Genomic DNA, 18,012 nt, shown 5'->3' with positions numbered 1-18,012 from the left:
AGGTCGACACGCGCGATGGTGACACCAGCACAGACTCCGGCCGTACCGCTGCTGTCGGTACTGGGTGAAACCATCGCCGTGGCACGCGCCGCGGGTCGCACCGACCTGGTGGGCCGCCTGGAGGCGGCGGCCGCCCGGGTCCGCGACCCGCGGCGGCGCATCGTGGTGGCGGGCCTGCTCGGCCAGGGCAAGAGCCGTTTCGTCAACGCGCTGATGAACGCCGAGATCTGCCCGGTCGGCGACGACACCACGACCACTGTCGCGACCGTCCTCGCCCACGGTCCGCAGGCGAAAGCCGAACTGGTGCTGACCGATCCGCGCGGCGGCGGCCCGGAGACGCGGGTGGCGGTTCCGCTCGACCAGCTGGCCGCCGTGGACGAGCGCACTCCGCTCGCCGAGGGCCGCCGCGTGCTGCGGCTGGAGATCGAACTGCCGAATCCCCTGCTCGCCGACGGCATCGTGCTGGTGGACACCCCGGGCGTCGGTGGTCAGGCGAGCGCGGGCGCGGCGACCGTGCTGAGCATGGTGCCCGCCGCGGACGCCGTGCTGGTGGTGTCGGACGCCTCCACCGAGCTGACCGAGCCCGAGCTGGGCTTCCTGCGTCAGGTGCGCGAGCTGTGCCCGACGGTCGCGCTGATGCTCACCAAGACCGACCTGTACCCGCACTGGCGTCAGGTGCACCGGGCGGATCTGGGTCATCTGGAGCGGGCCGGGCTGTCGGTGCCGATCCTCCCGGTCTCCGCGCTGCTGCGCGCACACGCCATGCGCACCAAGGACGCCCAGCTCGGCCTGGAATCCGGCTACGGCGAGCTGTTCCGTTTCCTGCGCGAGCAGGTGGTGGCGCGCGATCAGGCCGCGGTCCGCGAGGCGGTGGCCCGCGACATCCACGCCGCCGCCGAACATCTCGCGCTCGCGCTGGGCAGCGAGCTGCTCGCCCTGCGCGATCCCGATCAGGGCGCGACGGCGATCCGGGAACTCCAGTCGGCCAAGACGGCCGCGGAGGACCTGCACCGCCGCACGGCCGCCTGGCAGCAGACGCTGGCCGACGGCATCACCGACCTGGCCGGCGACGTCGACCACGATCTGCGGGATCGGCTGCGCGGGATCACCCGGGAAGGGGAGGAGTGGATCGACGACCACGACCCCGGCAGGCACTGGGACCGCATCGCCGAGTGGCTGACCATGACCGTGGACAGCGCGCTCGGCGACAACCTGCTGTGGACGCACAAACGGGCGGTGGAGCTGGCCGAGCGGGTGGCCGAGCACTTCTCGCACGTCGGTGCAGTCGAATTGCCGGACGTGCGTGCCGGTTTGGACGGGGAGAGCCGCGCACCGGTCGCCACCCTCGGCGAGCTGGAGCCCGACATCGGCCTGGGCAGCAAGCTGCTGGTGGGCATGCGCGGCTCCTACGGTGGCGTGCTGATGGTCGGCCTGGCCAGTACCTTCGCCGGTTTGGCCATGTTCAACCCGCTCTCGCTCGGCGCCGGTGTCCTGGTGGGCGGCAAGGCGTTCCGCGACGACAAGCAGGCGCGCCTGGCCCGCCGCCGCGCCGAGGCCAAGACCGCGATCCGCCGCTTCGTCGACGACGTGGCCTTCCACGCGGGCAAGGAGTCCAAGGACCGCCTGCACCGCATCCACCGGGCGCTGCGCGACCACTACAGCGGGGTCGCCGAACGCAGCCTGCGCTCGATCGACGACTCGCTACGCGCCGCCCAGGAGGCCGCCACCATGGCCACCGCCCGGCGCACCGAACGCTGTGAGGTGCTCGAACGGCAACTGCGCGTGGTCGCCCAGCTGCGCCGCTACGCCGAACAGTTGACCACCGAGCAGAAGACCACCGAGCAGAAGAACACGAGCACCGCCGGGACAGCGCCCGCCGCCGTGGAGGGCGCCGGTACGGTTGCCGGGTGAGAACCGACACACCGATGGCGCCGGGAATCGTCGGCGAGGCACATCGCCTGATCGGCGCCGCCCGGCAGTCCTTCGCCGATCAGCCGCGCCCGCGCGCCCTGCTGGCCGACTGCGCCCGCCGGCTGGATCAGCCGTTGCGGGTGGCGCTGGCGGGTTCGCTGAAGGCGGGCAAGTCGACACTGTTGAACTCACTGGTCGGCCAGGACATCGCCCCGACCGACGCGACCGAGTGCACCCGCGTGGTCACCTGGTACCGCAACGGCACCACCCCCAGTGTCACCGCCTACGCCGCCGACGGCGCCACCGCGAACGTGGTGGTCCGCCGCGGCGGTGGCGCGCACGGCCTCACCTTCGACCTGTCGGGGCTGGCCTGGAACGCGCCCGGCCCCCGCGAGGTCGATCATCTCGAGGTGGAGTGGCCGGCCGCCGCGCTGGCGAGCACCACCATCATCGACACCCCCGGCACCTCCTCGCTCTCCCGTGAGGTGTCCCGCCGCACCGCCCGGTTGCTGACGCCGGGCGCCGACGAGGGGCGCGCCGACGATCTGTCCGTCCCCGGCGCCGACGCCGTCGTCTACCTGTTGCGCCGCCTCGACGCCACCGACATCGATTTCCTGGAACGGGTGGGCGCGGGCGACCGCGGCGCGGCCGGGCCGCTGGGCGTGGTGGGCGTGGTCTCGCGCGCGGACGAGATCGGTGCGGGCCGCATCGACGCACTGCACTCGGCCCGCGACGTGGCCGCCCGCTTCGCCACCGAACTGGAGCGCACCGGCCTGTGCCAGGCGGTGATCCCGGTCGCGGGGTTGCTGGCCTTCGCGGCGGCCACGCTGCGGCAGCAGGAGTTCGCCGCCTTCCAGGCACTGGCCGGAATCCCGGTGGAGGAATTGAGCGCGGCGATGCTGTCGGCCGACCGGTTCGCCCGCCCCGACATCGCGTTGCCGGTGCCGCCGGAACTGCGTGCCCAGCTGGCCGAGCGGTTCGGCATGTTCGGCATCAGGATGGCGGTCACGCTGATCCGCCTCGGCGTGCGCGATTCGGCGTCGCTGGCGGCCGAGCTGGCCGCGCGCAGCGGTGTCGACGAACTGCGCGCGGTGCTGGACGTGCAGTTCGCCCAGCGCGCCGACCAGCTGAAGGCGCATTCCGCGCTGACGGCGCTCGCGCGGGTGCTCGCCACCTACCCCGGCACCCGCGCTGACGCGCTGCTGCCACGGGTGCGCACCCTGCTCGCCGACGTGCACGGTTTCGCCGAACTGCGCCTGCTCGGCCGCCTGCGCACCGACGAGCTGCCGCTACCGCCCGACGACCTCGCCGAACTGCACCGCCTCATCGGCGGCGCCGGGGTCGCTCCGCACCTGCGCCTCGGCCTGCCTGCGGACGCGCCTGCCCCGGTGGCGCGCGCTCGCGCCGCGGAACTCGTGCGCAAGTGGCGCGAGCGGGCCAGGCATCCGCTGGCCGACCAGCTCACCCGGTCGGCCTGCCAGATCGCCGCCCGCAGCGCCGAGGGCGTCCTGCCGCTGCTCCCGCCGGGCCGCTGAGCCGGGGTCGGCGAACCCCGGAGGAAAATTTTTCCGCATCCCGGAATAGAACCCCCCAGGCCAGTGGTTGAGTCGATCGACAACATTGAGTGTGTCGGGCTCAACTTGAGGTTGACGCCCACCGGCGACAGGTGCAGGATTGAGTCGACCACGCTCAGCGTTGCTGGGACCGTGCTCCGTGACGTGCTAGGGGCGAAGGTCTCGAAGCACTCACACAGCTACTTCTACGAGGAGGAACCACAATGGCTCGTGCGGTCGGAATCGACCTCGGGACCACGAACTCGGTCGTCGCCGTTCTCGAAGGTGGTGAGCCGGTCGTCGTCGCCAACTCCGAAGGTTCGCGTACCACGCCCTCGATCGTCGCCTTCGCCAAGAACGGTGAAGTCCTGGTCGGCCAGCCTGCCAAGAACCAGGCGGTCACCAACGTCGATCGCACCATCCGGTCGGTCAAGCGCCACATCGGCACCGACTGGACCGTCGAGATCGACGGCAAGAAGTACACCCCCCAGGAGATCAGCGCGCGCACGCTGATGAAGCTCAAGCGCGACGCGGAAGCCTACCTCGGTGAGGAGATCACCGACGCGGTGATCACCGTTCCCGCCTACTTCGAGGACGCCCAGCGCCAGGCCACCAAGGAAGCCGGCCAGATCGCCGGCCTGAACGTGCTGCGCATCGTCAACGAGCCGACCGCGGCCGCGCTGGCCTACGGCCTGGACAAGGGCGACAAGGAACAGACCATCCTGGTCTTCGACCTCGGTGGTGGCACCTTCGACGTCTCGCTGCTCGAGATCGGCGAGGGCGTCGTCGAGGTCCGGGCCACCTCCGGTGACAACCACCTCGGTGGTGACGACTGGGATCAGCGCATCGTCAACTGGCTGGTCGACAAGTTCAAGGCCAGCTCGGGCATCGACCTGACCAAGGACAAGATGGCCATGCAGCGGCTGCGGGAAGCCGCCGAGAAGGCCAAGATCGAGCTCAGCTCCTCGCAGAGCACCTCGATCAACCTGCCCTACATCACCGTCGACGCCGACAAGAACCCGCTGTTCCTCGACGAGCAGCTCTCGCGCGCGGAGTTCCAGAAGATCACCTCCGATCTGCTCGACCGCACCCGTGCGCCGTTCCAGCAGGTCATCAAGGACGCGGGGATCAGCGTCTCCGACATCGACCACGTGGTCCTCGTCGGTGGCTCGACCCGTATGCCCGCCGTCTCCGACCTGGTGCGCGAGCTGACCGGTGGCAAGGAGCCCAACAAGGGCGTGAACCCGGACGAGGTCGTCGCCGTCGGCGCGGCCCTGCAGGCCGGTGTGCTCAAGGGTGAGGTCAAGGACGTCCTACTGCTCGACGTGACCCCGCTGTCGCTGGGTATCGAGACCAAGGGCGGCGTGATGACCAAGCTCATCGAGCGCAACACCACGATCCCGACCAAGCGTTCGGAGACCTTCACCACCGCCGACGACAACCAGCCGTCGGTGCAGATCCAGGTCTTCCAGGGCGAGCGCGAGATCGCCGCGCACAACAAGCTGCTGGGTTCCTTCGAGCTCACCGGCATCCCGCCGGCTCCGCGCGGCGTGCCCCAGATCGAGGTGACCTTCGACATCGACGCCAACGGCATCGTGCACGTCACCGCGAAGGACAAGGGCACCGGCAAGGAGAACACGATCAAGATCCAGGACGGCTCCGGCCTGTCCAAGGAAGAGATCGACCGGATGATCAAGGACGCCGAGCAGCACGCGGCCGAGGACAAGGCCCGGCGCGAGGAGGCCGAGACCCGCAACCAGGCCGAGACCCTGGTGCACCAGACCGAGAAGTTCATCAAGGACAACGAGGACAAGGTGCCCGCGGACGTCAAGTCCAAGGTCGAGGCCGCCATCGCCGAGGCGAACGAGGCCCTCGAGGGCACCGACATCGCCGCGGTGAAGGCCGCCGTGGAGAAGCTGGCCACCGAGTCGCAGGCCCTCGGCCAGGCGATCTACGAGGCGCAGGGCGCCGACGCCGCCGCGTCCAGCAACGGTGCCGCGAGCTCCGCGAACGATGACCAGGTCGTGGATGCCGAGGTCGTGGACGAGCCGGTCGACACGGAGAAGAAGTGACCGAACAGGACACCGAACGCAACGCCGAGAAGGAGCCGATCACCGTGGTGGACAACCGCAAGATCGATCCGGAGACCGGCGAGGTGCGCACGGGCGGCGCGGACGAGCAGTCCGCGCCCGCCCCGGAATCGGAGAACGGCGCCGCCCAGGCCGAGCCCGCGGCGCCCTCCGGTGACGGCGCGGCCCCGGATTCGGATCGGGTCGCCGGTGAGCTCGCCGAGCGCACCGCCGACCTGCAGCGGCTGACCGCCGAGTACGCCAACTACCGGCGACGCGTCGAGCGCGATCGCAAGGCCGCGGTCGACGCGGCCAAGGCCGCCGTGGTCACCGAGCTGCTCGGTGTCCTCGACGACCTGGATCGCGCGAAGGCGCACGGTGATCTGGAGTCCGGACCCCTGAAGTCGGTGGCCGACAAGCTCACCGACGCGCTGCGCAAGCAGGGCCTCGAGGAGTTCGGCGCGGAGGGTGAGCCCTTCGACCCGACCCTGCACGAGGCCGTGCAGCACGAGGGTTCGGGCCACGACCCGGTGATCGGCGTGGTCATGCGCAAGGGCTATCGGTTCGGCGAGCGGGTGCTGCGGCACGCGCTGGTCGGGGTGACCGATGGCGTGGCAGACGCGGCCGCGGCCGCGTCGGACGAGACAGAGGCATCGGATGAAGATGCCGCGGACGACAACTGACAACGGTCCCGACGAGCGTGGGAGAGGAGGAGACGACCGGTGAGCCAACGGGAGTGGATCGAGAAGGACTACTACAAGGAGCTGGGCGTCTCCTCCACCGCCTCGCAGGACGAGATCAAGAAGGCCTACCGCAAGCTGGCCCGTGACCTGCACCCGGACGCCAATCCGGGGGACAGCAAGGCCGAGGAGCGCTTCAAGGCGGTGAGCGAGGCGCACGCGGTGCTCTCCGATCCGGCCAAGCGCAAGGAGTACGACGAGACCCGCAGGCTCTTCGCCGGCGGCGGCTACCCGCGCGGCGGCTTCGGTCCCGGTGGGGCGGGCGGCTTTTCGCAGGGTTTCGACATCGGCGACATCTTCGGCGGCACCGCCGCCGGGGACGGCGGGCTCGGCGACATCCTCGGTGGCCTGTTCAACCGGGGCGGCACCCGCACCACGAGCAGGCCCCGCCGCGGCGCGGACGTGGAGACCGAGACCACCCTGGGCTTCCGCGAGGCCGCCCAGGGCGTCACGGTGCCGCTGCGGATGACCAGCCCGTCGCCGTGTACCACCTGTCACGGCAGCGGCGCGAAGCCGGGGACCAGTCCCCGGGTCTGCCCGATCTGCAACGGCACGGGCGTGGTCAGCCGCAACCAGGGCGCGTTCGGCTTCAGCGAGCCCTGCGACGGCTGCCGGGGCACCGGCTCGATCATCGACGACCCGTGTGTCGACTGCCACGGCAGCGGCATCCAGAACCGGACCCGCACCATCACGGTGCGGATTCCGCCGGGCGTCAGCGACGGCCAGCGGATCCGGTTGGCGGGCCAGGGCGAGGCGGGCCTGCGCGGCGCGCCGTCGGGCGACCTGTACGTCACCGTGCACGTCAGCCAGGACAAGGTCTTCGGCCGCAACGGCGACGACCTGACCCTGGTGCTGCCGGTGAGCTACGCCGAACTGGTGCTCGGTACCACGGTCTCGGTGCCGACCCTGGACGGCCGGGTCGGGGTGAAGGTGCCGCCGGGCACCGCCGACGGACGCACCCTGCGGGTGCGCGGCCGCGGCGTCCCCAAGCGCGGGGGCGGCGCCGGTGACCTGCTGGTCACGGTGAAGGTGGCGGTACCGCAGAAACTGGACGACGATGCTCTGGAAGCGCTCGAGCGCTACCGGGAAGCGGAGAAGGCCAGCGGATTCGATCCGCGTGCGGGATGGGCAGGTGCGTGATGTCCACTGATCCGAAGAAGGCGTCCGGCGGGGCGCGCGGCGAGTTCTTCATGATCTCGGTCGCGGCCCAGTTGGCAGGTATGCACGCGCAGACACTGCGCACCTACGACCGGCTCGGACTGGTCACGCCGCAACGCACTTCGGGCGGCGGGCGGCGCTACTCGGCCCGGGATGTCGAGCTGTTGCGCGAGGTGCAGCGGCTGTCCCAGGACGAGGGCGTCAACCTGGCGGGCATCAAGCGCATCATCGAGCTCACCAATCAGGTGGAGCGGTTGCAGCAGGAGGTCTCCGAGCTGCGGGCGGAGCTCGACCGGGTCCGGTCCGGCTACCGGCCGGATCTGTCGCCGCCGCAACGGAGTACGGCGCTGGTGGTGTGGAAGCCACGGCATCAGCGCTGAGCACGGTCGAGGGCCGGATCGCATCGGGCGATCCGGCCCTCGTCGTCTCTTTCGGAGTTCGCCGGGGCATCCGCGAGGAGACCGTTCGGTACCGGCGAATCGGCCATCGCCCTTCCGGTTTCGGGCGGACGGTCGATGCCGGGAGTATGCCTGCCGGGTTGCCCGGGTGCGCGGTCCGGATAGCCGGGCGGTCGCTCGTCGGCGACGCGGGTCGTCGCGACGGCGGCGCGACGCGCCGATGCCGAGCATCGGATATCGTGGAATTACGCACCATTCCGGGTTTTCGGTTTGTTATGGGTCGAATTTCGCCCTGCCGTTCATGTTTTCGCGGAATTACACCGCTGATGTTCATTGTTACCGTTCCGTTGCCCGCAACCCTCGCCTACACTCCAACCATCGGCTGCTGTCGAGTGTCCCGCAGCACCTCACTCGCCGGCGCGGTCAGTGTTTCGAGTGCGAAATGGGGTTGTGAGGCACATGGATTCGCGGTCCGTCGCTCTGATCCGAACGACGTTCAAGGCGGTCGCCGCGGACGATGCGGGACCGGACGAGCTGGCCAGGACGTTCTACGCGATCCTGTTCACCGACCACCCACAGATCCGCGACTTCTTCCCCGCCGCGATGGACGTCCAGCGCGACCGGCTGGTGAAGGCCATCTCCTATGCGCTCGACCGCCTGGAGGAGCCGGACAAACTGCTGCCCTTCCTCGCCCAACTCGGCCGTGACCACCGCAAATACGGCGTGCGCCGCGAGCACTACGCCGCCGTCGCCGGCTCGCTCAAGGCCGCGGTGCGACGATGCGCGGGCACCGAGATGTGGACCGACGAGGTGGACCGCGCCTGGGACGAGGGTCTGGCGCTGATCTCCGAGGCCATGATCGGCGCGGCCGAGAAGGAGACCTCGCCGTCGGCGTGGACCGGGCGCGTCGTCGAAACCCGCCAGATGTTGCGCAATCTCACGATCGTCCGGCTGCAACTGGACCAGCCGATGGAATACGCCGCAGGCCAGTACATGAGCGTCCAGATTCCCTCCCGGCCACGGATGTGGCGGTATCTCTCGCCCGCCGTTCCGGCGAATCCGCAGGGCGAGATCGAATTCCACGTCCGCAGCATCCTCGGTGGCTGGGTGAGCCCCGCGGTGGTGAGTCAGACCCGCGTCGGCGACCAGTGGCTGATCGGCTCACCGCTGGGCGGGCTGGGCGTCCCGCGCAATGCCAAACGCAAGATGCTGATGATCGGTTGCGGTACCGGTATCGCGCCGTTGCGCGCGCAATTGCTGGAAATGGCACAGCGGCGCAGTAATCCCAAGGTGCACCTGTTCGTCGGCGGTCACCACCCGTGCGATCTCTACGATCTGGAGATGCTCAGCACCCTGGCGGTGACGAACAAGTGGCTCACGGTCACGCCGGTCACCGAGCACGAGGAGAATCCCTGGTGGTTCTACCGCGCTCCGGACGAGCCGGAGCCGGTGTTCCCCGCGCTCGAACCGCGGCTGACCGGTCAGCTCGGCAAGGTCGTCGCCGAGGCGGGGCCGTGGGCCGACCGTGACGTGCAGATCGCCGGCTCGCCCTCGATGGTGCAGACCACCAAGTTCCGCCTGATGGCCGCGGGCATCCCGGCCAAGAACATCCGGCACGACCCGCTGTTCTGAGCCGTCAAACCCCTTCGTACTGGATGCGGTCGGCGGGAGTGCCGGTCTCGATCAGCCGGTCCACCGTCGCCCGCGTCATGGCCGGTGAGCCGCAGACCAGCACCTGGTGCCGGTCGAAGGCGCCGTGCGAGCCGACCACGTCGGCCAGGGTGCCCTCGAGCAGGTCGTCGGCGGGGAAATCGATGTCGACGCGCGCGTGCTCGTACCACTCGTCGGCCCAGTTCGGATCGTCGAGCCGGTCCACCACCGGGATCACCGTCAGCCACGGCAGTTCCGCCGCCAGCAGCACCAGCATGTCCGAGGCATACAGGTCGCGCGGACTGTGCCCGCCGACGAACAGGTAGGTGCGCGGCGGCTCCGGCGCCCTGGCCAGCTCCAGAATCTGCGCGCGCATCGGCGCCAGCCCGGTGCCACCGGCGATCATGACCACCTCGTCACCGTCCGGGTCGACGTGGAAGGTGCCCGCGGGCGCGTCGATCCGCCACTCGTCGCCCACCTTGGTGTCGGCGACCAGCGACCCACTCAACCAGCCGCCGGGCACCGTGCGCACATGGAACTCCAGCTTGCCGTCCAGCGAGGGCGGCAGCGCCGGGGACAGCCTGCGCCGGACCTCCGGATGCTGCGGTGCCCGCACCTGGACCGACTGCCCGGCGCGGAACGGCACGAACTCGCCGATGAGACGGATCACCGCGACGTCGTGACGCAGCCGATGGTGCCCGACGACCGTTGCGGTCCATTCGCTCTGCGCGACGCCGTTGTCGAGCGCGCCCGGCTCCGTCATGCGAACTCCTTGTTCTCGCGGTGTGCCCGGCGATTATGACCGATCAGATCGGGTCGCTGGTGATGATGTGCTCGGGGGTGCCGACCGCGATCAGCGCGCGGCGGGTGTCGGCGATCATCGGCGCCGATCCGGCGATCTGGATCTGGCGGTCCTCCCACGCCCCGAAACTGGCCACCACCGCGCCGAGATTGCCGATCAACGTGCGGTGCATGCCGTAGGGGGCGTCGGTCGCCGGATGCGGGTACCACCAGGGATTGGTCTTCTGCTCACACACCGGCACGATCGTCAGCCAGGGATTGCTCTGCGAAAGCTGCCACATGTTTTCCACGTCGTAGAGATCGCACGGGTAGCGGCCGCCGATGAAGAAATGCACCCGCGGGTTCACCCCGCGCTGGCTCATCTCGATCAACTGGGCGCGCAGCGGCGCGATACCGGTCCCCGCGCCGATCATCAGCACGTCCTTGCCGCTGTTGCGATCCACGTGCAGCCCGCCCAACGGTCCGCCGATCAGCCAGCGGTCCCCGACCTGGGTTTCGTTGACGATGGCCGGACTCACCCAGCCGCCGCGCACCTTCCGCACATGGAATTCGATCTCGCCGTACGGGTTCGAGGGAATCGCGGGGGAGAAGTAACGCCACATCTTCGGCCGCTGTGGCACCGCCACCGGTACGTATTGCCCGGCCTGGTAGGGCACCGGGGTGTCGGACTGCAAGCGCACGATCGCCAGGTCGTCGAGAACCCGCCGGTGCCCGACGACGGTGGCTTCCCAATACGGCTGCGAGGTGTCGGAATTGGCGCCGATCGCCATCGACGCCGAGATGAGGATGCCGACATCGCGCCAGCCCTCCTCGAGTTCCCGCGTCCAGGCCGGGCCGTTGTAGGTACGGAAGGCGTCGAGCAGCGCCCGGCCCGCCAAATCGTAATGCGCCGCCTCGACGCCGTATTTTCGGTGATCGCGCGCCAATTGTTCGAGAAAGTTCTGTGCCCGGTCCCAGTCCTCGAGGTGATCGAGTACGAACTGGATCGCCGTGGTCAGCCGCTTGGGCTGCATGTCCATCGCCGGTGGGAAGAGGTCACGAAGCCCGGGGTTCTCGGCGAACAGATGACCATAGAACGCACTGATCAACCGCTCGGGTCCGTGCGGTGAGTCGATCACCTCACGGAGATTGGCGCGGACCAGCGCTGCCGAACGCGCATCCACGACGAGGAGCTTCCTTTCTACCCGCGACAGCTGCGCATTCGTTGGGGTCGTGCGCAGGGACCGGCCGTGCGGTCCATCGGATCCAGTATCCCCGAAAAACCCGAGGTCGTGTGACCCGATATCAGAACCGGACGTGGCCGATACCACGGGGCCGCGCGGACGGCTACGGCGCGGCGCCGACGCTCCCGTCGATCCGCTGCACCCGCCCGTACCGGTCGAAGGAGAACGTCGCGGTCAGCCCCGGTACGTCGACGCGAGCTCCGACCAGTCCTGGCTCCACTGCGCCGCCAGTCCCCGCTTGGTCACGTAGCTGTGCAGGGCACGGCGATGGTCGCTGGCCGTCGGCAGCGTCAGACCCTCCTGCATCACCCGGAGGGGCGCTCGCGGTCGTGCCGAACCGTTCGCCCGCCCCGCTCTGCCTCGCTCCGCGGGCCGCCGTCCGGCCCCACCCCGGCGTAGCGTCGAGGTGCGGGAAAAATCTAAACTTGAGCGGAACAGACTCAACCTATCCCACGTTGGATCCGGTAGGAGCAGTAGAGCCGCGGCCCTACTGCACAGGCGACTAGTAGGAAGGTGTCCCGTGGACTCGTTCAACCCCACCACCAAGACCCAGGCGGCCCTGACCGCGGCCTTGCAGGCCGCCTCGGCCGCGGGCAACCCGGAGATCCGGCCCGCACACCTGTTGGTGGCGTTGCTGGATCAGACCGACGGCATCGCCGCACCGCTGCTCAAGGCCGTCGGGGTGGACCCGGCGACGGTGCGGCGGGAGGCGCAGGACCTCGTCGACCGGCTGCCCCGCGCCACTGGCGCGACCACCCAGCCGCAGCTGGGCCGGGAGGCGCTGGCCGCCATCACCGCCGCGCAGCGGCTGGCGACCGAACTCGGTGACGAGTACGTCTCCACCGAACACGTCCTGGTGGGGCTGGCCGACGGCGATTCCGACGTCACGATGCTGCTGAAGAAGTACGGCGCCACCGCCGACGCGCTGCGCGAGGCATTCACGACCGTGCGCGGCAGCGCGCGCGTCACCACGCCCGACCCCGAGGCCACCTACCAGGCGCTGGAAAAGTACTCCACCGATCTCACCGACGCCGCGCGCACCGGCAAGCTCGATCCGGTGATCGGCCGGGACACCGAGATCCGCCGCGTCGTGCAGGTGCTGAGCCGGCGCACCAAGAACAACCCGGTGCTGATCGGTGAGCCCGGCGTCGGCAAGACCGCGATCGTGGAGGGTCTCGCCCAGCGCATCGTGGCCGGTGACGTGCCGGAGTCGCTGCGCGGCAAGAAGGTGATCTCGCTGGATCTGGGCGCGATGGTGGCGGGTGCGAAGTACCGCGGCGAGTTCGAGGAGCGGCTCAAGGCCGTGCTCGAGGACATCAAGAACAGCGCGGGCCAGATCATCACGTTCATCGACGAGCTGCACACCATCGTCGGCGCGGGCGCGACCGGCGAATCGGCGATGGACGCGGGCAACATGATCAAGCCGATGCTGGCGCGCGGTGAGCTGCGGCTGGTCGGCGCGACCACGCTGGAGGAGTACCGCCAGCACATCGAGAAGGACGCCGCGCTCGAGCGGCGCTTCCAGCAGGTGCTGGTCGGTGAGCCCTCGGTGGAGGACACCGTCGGCATCCTGCGCGGCATCAAGGAGCGCTACGAGGTGCACCACGGCGTGCGGATCACCGACTCGGCGCTGGTGGCCGCGGCGGCGCTGTCCGACCGCTACATCACCTCGCGCTTCCTGCCGGACAAGGCGATCGACCTGGTCGACGAGTCCGCTTCCCGGCTGCGCATGGAGATCGACTCCCGCCCGGTCGAGATCGACGAGGTCGAGCGCGCGGTGCGGCGGCTGGAGATCGAAGAGGTCGCGCTGAGCAAGGAGACCGACGAGGCCTCCAAGTTGCGGCTGGAGAAGCTGCGCCAGGAACTGGCCGACGACCGGGAGAAGCTGAACCAGCTGATGACCCGGTGGCAGAACGAGAAGAGCGCTATCGACCAGGTCCGCACGCTCAAGGAACAGCTCGAGGCGCTGCGCGGGGAGTCCGAGCGGGCCGAGCGCGACGGCGATCTGGGCAAGGCCGCCGAGCTGCGCTACGGCCGCATCCCCAGTCTGGAGAAGCAGCTGGCCGAGGCCGAGAAGGCCTCCGGTGCGGCCGCCGACGGCGAGGTGATGCTCAAGGAGGAGGTCGGCCCCGACGACATCGCCGAGGTGGTGTCCTCGTGGACCGGCATCCCGGTCGGCAGGCTGCTCGAGGGTGAGACCCAGAAGCTGCTGCGGATGGAGGACGAGCTGGGCCGTCGCGTGGTCGGACAGAAGGAGGCCGTGCAGGCGGTGTCGGACGCGGTGCGCCGGGCGCGGGCCGGAGTCGCCGACCCGAACCGGCCGACCGGCTCGTTCATGTTCGTCGGACCGACCGGCGTCGGCAAGACCGAGCTGGCCAAGGCGTTGGCCGACTTCCTGTTCGACGACGAGCGCGCGATGGTGCGTATCGATATGAGCGAGTACAGCGAGAAGCACGCGGTGGCTCGCCTGGTCGGCGCGCCTCCCGGCTACGTCGGCTACGACCAGGGCGGCCAGCTCACCGAGGCGGTGCGGCGCAGGCCGTACACGGTGGTGCTGTTCGACGAGATCGAGAAGGCGCACCCGGACGTCTTCGACATCCTGCTGCAGGTGCTCGACGAGGGCAGGTTGACCGACGGCCAGGGCCGCACGGTCGACTTCCGCAACACCATCCTCATCCTCACCTCCAACCTGGGCGCGGGTGGTGACCAGGAGTTCGTCATGAACGCGGTGCGGGCCGCCTTCAAGCCGGAGTTCCTCAACCGGCTCGACGACGTGGTCATGTTCCACGCGCTCGACGAGGAACAGCTCGAGCACATCGTCGACATCCAGCTCGAGCAGCTGCAGAAGCGCCTGGCGCAGCGGCGGCTCACCCTCGATGTCACCGGCTCGGCGCGGTTCTGGCTGGCGGTGCGCGGCTACGACCCCGTCTACGGCGCGCGACCGCTGCGCAGGCTGATCCAGCAGGCCATCGGCGACACCCTCGCCAAGGAACTGCTGGCGGGCACCGTCACCGACGGCGACACCGTCAAGGTGGGTGTCAGCCCCGACGGCGACAACCTGGTCGTCGAACCGGCGTCCTGATCACCGAACGTCCCCATCGGCGCACGCCGGTGGGGACGTTCCGCGTGCCCGGCACGGTGGACACAGCCGGGCCGAAGGTGCGGCGAATCGCATCCCGCGCCCCTAGTCTGGGAGGCATGACCAACCCGAAGGATCCCTGGGGGCAGCGGCCGGAGGACGCGCCGACCGAACACCTCGGTCCGCCCGGGTACGGTCAGCAGTACCAGCACGGCGGCGTGGAGTATCCGCCGACCGAGCACTACGACCCGTGGTCGGCTCCGCCACCGCCGAACGCGACCCGCGAGTTCCCGCCGATGGACACGCAGTGGGGCGCCTACGAGAGCGGGGCGCAGCCGGCCGGCCAGTGGACCGGCAACCAGTGGGTCGGCGCGTCCGGGCAGCAACCACCGGGGCAGCAGCCGCCCGGCGGACAGTATCCGCCGCAGCAGGAACCGCCCAAGCGCAACACCGGGCTGTGGATCGCGCTCGGCCTGGGCGTGGTGGCGTTGGTCGCCGTGGTGGGCGTCGCGGCGGGCATGCTGCTCGGCGGCGACGACGAGGACACCGCGGCCGCAGGCACCAGCACCACGCACACCCTGCCGTTCCCCACGGCGGGGCCGAGCACCACCCGGGAACTACCCGGTCTGCCCGTGCCGAGCGGGCTGCCCGGCCTGCCCGAGATGGACGGGCTCGGCGCGACCATGGGCACCATCACCGCCAACGACGGCGGCACCCTCACCCTCAGCACCGTCGCGGGCGGCACCGTGACGGTGCGGACCGACGCGAGCACCCAGGTGATCTCGCTGTCCGGGGTGACGCCCGGCGATCTGCCGGTCGGTGACATGGTGATGGTGCAGGGCGACAAGGGCCAGGACGGCTCGATCACGGCGAAGATCATCATCAGTACCGCGTTGCCGGGCGGCGGACGATGACCGGGATATTAGGGTAGACCGCGATGACGGCTATGTGGTTCGGATTGGCGGCGATCGCGCTGGTGGGTGCGATCGTGCTGCTCTATTTCGATCGGGTCCAGCGGCAGCGCTCCGGGCACGCGCGACAGGTGTGGGCCAAGGCCCAGGGATACACCTACGTGTCGGTGGAGCCCGCGCTCACCTCGACGTGGCGGCGCGGCGCGCTGGCCAAGCTCGGCTACCTCTCGGCGGTCGACGTGGTGACCGGCATCCGCAAGGGCGAGAAGTTCGTTTTGTTCGATCTCGAGGACGCCGCGACGCTGGTGGCCGTGCGCCGCCAGATCGGCTCCGACATCGACATCGACATGCGGCTCAAGACCGCCTCCCCGCCCAAGGACGCCGACCTGGAACTGCTCGGCGCCATCGGCGACCGGGTGGTCTTCGCGACCAACCCGGAGATCGCCCGGCACGCGGTGGACCAGCGGATGGTCGCCTTCATCGAGACGCTGCCCGACACGGTGCAGATGCTCTGGAGCGAGGGCAACTGGACCCTGGGCATGCTCAACGTCGGCACGTCGGCCCGCGACTGGGAGACCGCGATCGACGTGGTGTTGCGCCTGTCCGGCCTGCTGCACGTGCTGCCGCCGGTCAGCGAACCGCGCCCGAACGACGAGGACCGTCGGCGTCCCCGCCCGCCCGCCCGCTCCCGCGAACCCGAGTTCGACGACGAGACCGATTGGCGCGACGAGGAATCCGACGACGACCGGTTCGACGACCGCCGCCCGGCCGACCGGACGTTCGACGACCGGGCAGTCGATCCCGACGAGTTCGGTCCCGACGAGCTCGATGCCGGCGGACCGGACGCCGACGAAGCCGCGCCCCGCCCGGAGCGCCGCGCCGAACCCGCCGACACGCGCCGTCCCTCGCTGGCCGTCGTCCCCGACGCCCGCAGGCGCGAGCCCGCCGAGGACCGCGAAGCCGCCGACCGCCCCGACGACCGCGAACCCCGCGAGCCCTCGGAGCCCGCCGCGCCGCGCTCCGGGGAGCGCCCGGGCGGCCCGTTCCACCCCGGCTTCCGCCCCTACCAGGGTCCTGTCCCGCAGTGACCGCCCCGACGCACCGCTGATCGGATTGCCTCGATGACCGACAGTCCCGCCCCCGCACGCCTGCCCGGCGCCACCCGGCCCGTCGCCCTGATCACCGGACCCACCTCCGGCATCGGCCACGGCTACGCCACCCGACTGGCCTCGCTCGGCTACGACCTGGTGCTCGTCGCCCGTGACGCCGATCGGCTGCACGACCTGGCCGCCGAGCTGGAACGCCGATACGCCACCCGCTCGGAGGTGCTCACCGCCGACCTGGCCGTGGCGCACGACCGTGAGCGGGTCGCCGCGCGTGCCGCCGACGGCATCGAATTCCTCGTCAACAACGCGGGATTCGCGCACTCCGGCGAATTCTGGACGTTGCCCTACGAGCAGCTCCAGGCCCAGCTCGACGTCAACGTCACCGCCGTGCTGCAACTCACCCACGCCGCGCTACCCGCCATGATCGCCGCCGCCAAGGGGTCGATCGTCAACGTCGCCAGTGTCGCGGGCCTGATCCCCGGCCGCGGCTCGACCTATTCGGCCTCCAAGGCCTACGTCGTATCCTTCACCGAGGGGTTGGCCGGCGGACTCGCCGGAACCGGTGTGCGGATCCAGGCGCTGTGCCCGGGGTTCGTGCGCACCGAGTTCCATCGGCGGGCAGGCATCGAGATGTCCTCGCTGCCCGAGCCGTTGTGGCTCTCGGTCGACCAGGTCGTCAGCGGCTCGCTGCGCGATCTGGACGCCGACCGCGTGATCAGCGTGCCCGGCGTGCAGTACAAGGTGCTCACCACCGCGGCCGGACTCATCCCGCGGGCCCTGCAGGTCCGAATGAACCGGGGCCTGTTCAACTCACGCGGAAGGACATAGACGACAGATGATGGATCAGGCGAGGGTCACGCGGCCCGAGCTGACCGGCGGCGACCGCGACGCGCTGGCCGCGCTGGTGCGCGAGCTGGCCGTCGTGCACGGCAAGGTGACGCTCTCCTCCGGCAAGGAGGCCGACTACTACGTCGACCTGCGCCGGGCGACCCTGCACCACGAGGCCGGTCCGTTGATCGGCAAACTGCTGCGCGAGCTGGTCGCCGACTGGGATTTCGACGCCGTCGGCGGGCTCACCATGGGCGCCGACCCGGTCGCGCTGGCCGTGCTGCACGCACCGGGCCGTCCGATCGACGCGTTCGTGGTGCGCAAGGCCGCCAAGACCCACGGCATGCAGCGGCAGATCGAAGGCCCCGACGTCACCGGCAAGCGGGTGCTGGTCGTCGAAGACACCACCACCACCGGCAATTCCCCGCTCACCGCCGTGCGCGCGCTGCGCGAGGCCGGGGCGACCGTGGTGGGCGTGGCCACGGTGGTGGACCGGGAAACCGGCGCCGACCAGGTGATCGCGGCCGAGGGGCTGGAGTATCGGTCGATCCTCGGACTGAAGGATCTGGCGCTGGGTTAGCCTGG

Annotated in this window: 15 protein-coding genes; 12 read left to right on the top strand and 3 right to left on the bottom strand. The window is 70.1% G+C overall.

Features of this window, described 5'->3' with window-relative positions; genetic code table 11:
* The first annotated feature begins 15 nt into the window (after positions 1–15).
* The 7 genes from CRM89_RS20900 (at position 16) to CRM89_RS20870 (ending at position 9,461) form a co-directional block, all read left to right on the top strand.
* The gene (locus CRM89_RS20900) at positions 16–1,911 is read left to right on the top strand and encodes a dynamin family protein (RefSeq protein WP_098085724.1); all 1,896 of its coding nucleotides are present in this window, start codon (positions 16–18) and stop codon (positions 1,909–1,911) included.
* 14 nt (positions 1,912–1,925) lie between these two features.
* On the top strand, positions 1,926–3,446 hold the full coding sequence (locus CRM89_RS20895) for a dynamin family protein (RefSeq protein WP_041560479.1): 1,521 nt from the start codon (positions 1,926–1,928) through the stop codon (positions 3,444–3,446).
* A 242-nt stretch (positions 3,447–3,688) separates the two neighbouring features.
* Positions 3,689–5,536 carry a molecular chaperone DnaK gene (gene dnaK, locus CRM89_RS20890; protein WP_060594056.1) on the top strand — a complete coding sequence of 616 codons (1,848 nt, stop codon included), beginning with the start codon at positions 3,689–3,691 and terminating at the stop codon, positions 5,534–5,536.
* Positions 5,533–6,216: a nucleotide exchange factor GrpE gene (grpE, locus tag CRM89_RS20885; protein WP_011211942.1), complete on the top strand. Its 684-nt coding sequence runs from the start codon at positions 5,533–5,535 to the stop codon at positions 6,214–6,216. The genes dnaK and grpE overlap by 4 nt, the downstream gene beginning before the upstream one ends.
* A 39-nt stretch (positions 6,217–6,255) precedes the next feature.
* Positions 6,256–7,413, top strand: coding sequence for a molecular chaperone DnaJ (gene dnaJ / locus CRM89_RS20880; protein ID WP_011211941.1), 1,158 nt, complete (start codon positions 6,256–6,258; stop codon positions 7,411–7,413).
* Positions 7,413–7,811, top strand: coding sequence for a heat shock protein transcriptional repressor HspR (locus tag CRM89_RS20875; protein ID WP_041560478.1), 399 nt, complete (start codon positions 7,413–7,415; stop codon positions 7,809–7,811). The genes dnaJ and CRM89_RS20875 overlap by 1 nt, the downstream gene beginning before the upstream one ends.
* Before the next feature lie 477 nt (positions 7,812–8,288).
* A complete protein-coding gene (locus CRM89_RS20870) occupies positions 8,289–9,461 on the top strand; it encodes an FAD-binding oxidoreductase (protein WP_098085721.1) in 1,173 nt (390 codons plus the stop codon).
* Positions 9,462–9,465: 4 nt separating this feature from the next.
* Here CRM89_RS20870 and CRM89_RS20865 read toward each other — a convergent pair whose 3' ends face one another.
* From CRM89_RS20865 to CRM89_RS32040, 3 genes are all read right to left on the bottom strand, one after another.
* Positions 9,466–10,242, bottom strand: coding sequence for an FAD-binding oxidoreductase (locus tag CRM89_RS20865; protein ID WP_011211938.1), 777 nt, complete (start codon positions 10,240–10,242; stop codon positions 9,466–9,468).
* A 43-nt stretch (positions 10,243–10,285) separates the two neighbouring features.
* On the bottom strand, positions 10,286–11,443 hold the full coding sequence (locus CRM89_RS20860; protein ID WP_011211937.1) for an FAD-binding oxidoreductase: 1,158 nt from the start codon (positions 11,441–11,443) through the stop codon (positions 10,286–10,288).
* 234 nt (positions 11,444–11,677) lie between these two features.
* Positions 11,678–11,812, bottom strand: a complete 135-nt coding sequence (locus tag CRM89_RS32040) for a hypothetical protein (RefSeq protein ID WP_256385948.1) — start codon at positions 11,810–11,812, stop codon at positions 11,678–11,680.
* 211 nt (positions 11,813–12,023) lie between these two features.
* Here CRM89_RS32040 and clpB point away from each other — a divergent pair, with 211 nt between their 5' ends.
* The 5 genes from clpB to pyrE all read left to right on the top strand — a co-directional run bounded on the left by clpB (position 12,024) and on the right by pyrE (position 18,007).
* Positions 12,024–14,585, top strand: coding sequence for an ATP-dependent chaperone ClpB (gene clpB / locus CRM89_RS20855; RefSeq protein ID WP_098085719.1), 2,562 nt, complete (start codon positions 12,024–12,026; stop codon positions 14,583–14,585).
* A gap of 116 nt (positions 14,586–14,701) precedes the next feature.
* Entirely contained in the window at positions 14,702–15,496 is a 795-nt protein-coding gene (locus CRM89_RS20850; RefSeq protein WP_098085716.1) for a DUF5666 domain-containing protein, read from the top strand.
* A gap of 23 nt (positions 15,497–15,519) precedes the next feature.
* Positions 15,520–16,581 carry a hypothetical protein gene (locus tag CRM89_RS20845; RefSeq protein WP_371392012.1) on the top strand — a complete coding sequence of 354 codons (1,062 nt, stop codon included), beginning with the start codon at positions 15,520–15,522 and terminating at the stop codon, positions 16,579–16,581.
* Positions 16,582–16,614: 33 nt separating this feature from the next.
* Entirely contained in the window at positions 16,615–17,427 is an 813-nt protein-coding gene (locus tag CRM89_RS20840; protein ID WP_060594062.1) for an SDR family oxidoreductase, read from the top strand.
* A 7-nt stretch (positions 17,428–17,434) separates the two neighbouring features.
* Complete coding sequence (pyrE, locus tag CRM89_RS20835) at positions 17,435–18,007, top strand: orotate phosphoribosyltransferase (protein WP_011211932.1); 573 nt, start codon at positions 17,435–17,437, stop codon at positions 18,005–18,007.
* Positions 18,008–18,012 lie beyond the last annotated feature (5 nt).

The sequence above is a fragment of the Nocardia sp. FDAARGOS_372 genome (assembly GCF_002554515.1).
GTDB lineage: Bacteria > Actinomycetota > Actinomycetes > Mycobacteriales > Mycobacteriaceae > Nocardia > Nocardia farcinica.
Note: the sequence above shows the minus strand (reverse complement) of the source record. Positions and strands in the feature narration are given on the sequence as shown.

Coding starts and splice junctions, on each gene's coding strand:
- CRM89_RS20900 (WP_098085724.1), top strand. CDS start 16: ATGGTGACACCAGCACAGACTCCGGCCGTACCGCTGCTGTCGGTACTG.
- CRM89_RS20895 (WP_041560479.1), top strand. CDS start 1,926: ATGGCGCCGGGAATCGTCGGCGAGGCACATCGCCTGATCGGCGCCGCC.
- dnaK (WP_060594056.1), top strand. CDS start 3,689: ATGGCTCGTGCGGTCGGAATCGACCTCGGGACCACGAACTCGGTCGTC.
- CRM89_RS20875 (WP_041560478.1), top strand. CDS start 7,413: ATGTCCACTGATCCGAAGAAGGCGTCCGGCGGGGCGCGCGGCGAGTTC.
- CRM89_RS20870 (WP_098085721.1), top strand. CDS start 8,289: ATGGATTCGCGGTCCGTCGCTCTGATCCGAACGACGTTCAAGGCGGTC.
- CRM89_RS20865 (WP_011211938.1), bottom strand. CDS start 10,242: ATGACGGAGCCGGGCGCGCTCGACAACGGCGTCGCGCAGAGCGAATGG.
- CRM89_RS20850 (WP_098085716.1), top strand. CDS start 14,702: ATGACCAACCCGAAGGATCCCTGGGGGCAGCGGCCGGAGGACGCGCCG.
- CRM89_RS20845 (WP_371392012.1), top strand. CDS start 15,520: ATGACGGCTATGTGGTTCGGATTGGCGGCGATCGCGCTGGTGGGTGCG.
- CRM89_RS20840 (WP_060594062.1), top strand. CDS start 16,615: ATGACCGACAGTCCCGCCCCCGCACGCCTGCCCGGCGCCACCCGGCCC.
- pyrE (WP_011211932.1), top strand. CDS start 17,435: ATGATGGATCAGGCGAGGGTCACGCGGCCCGAGCTGACCGGCGGCGAC.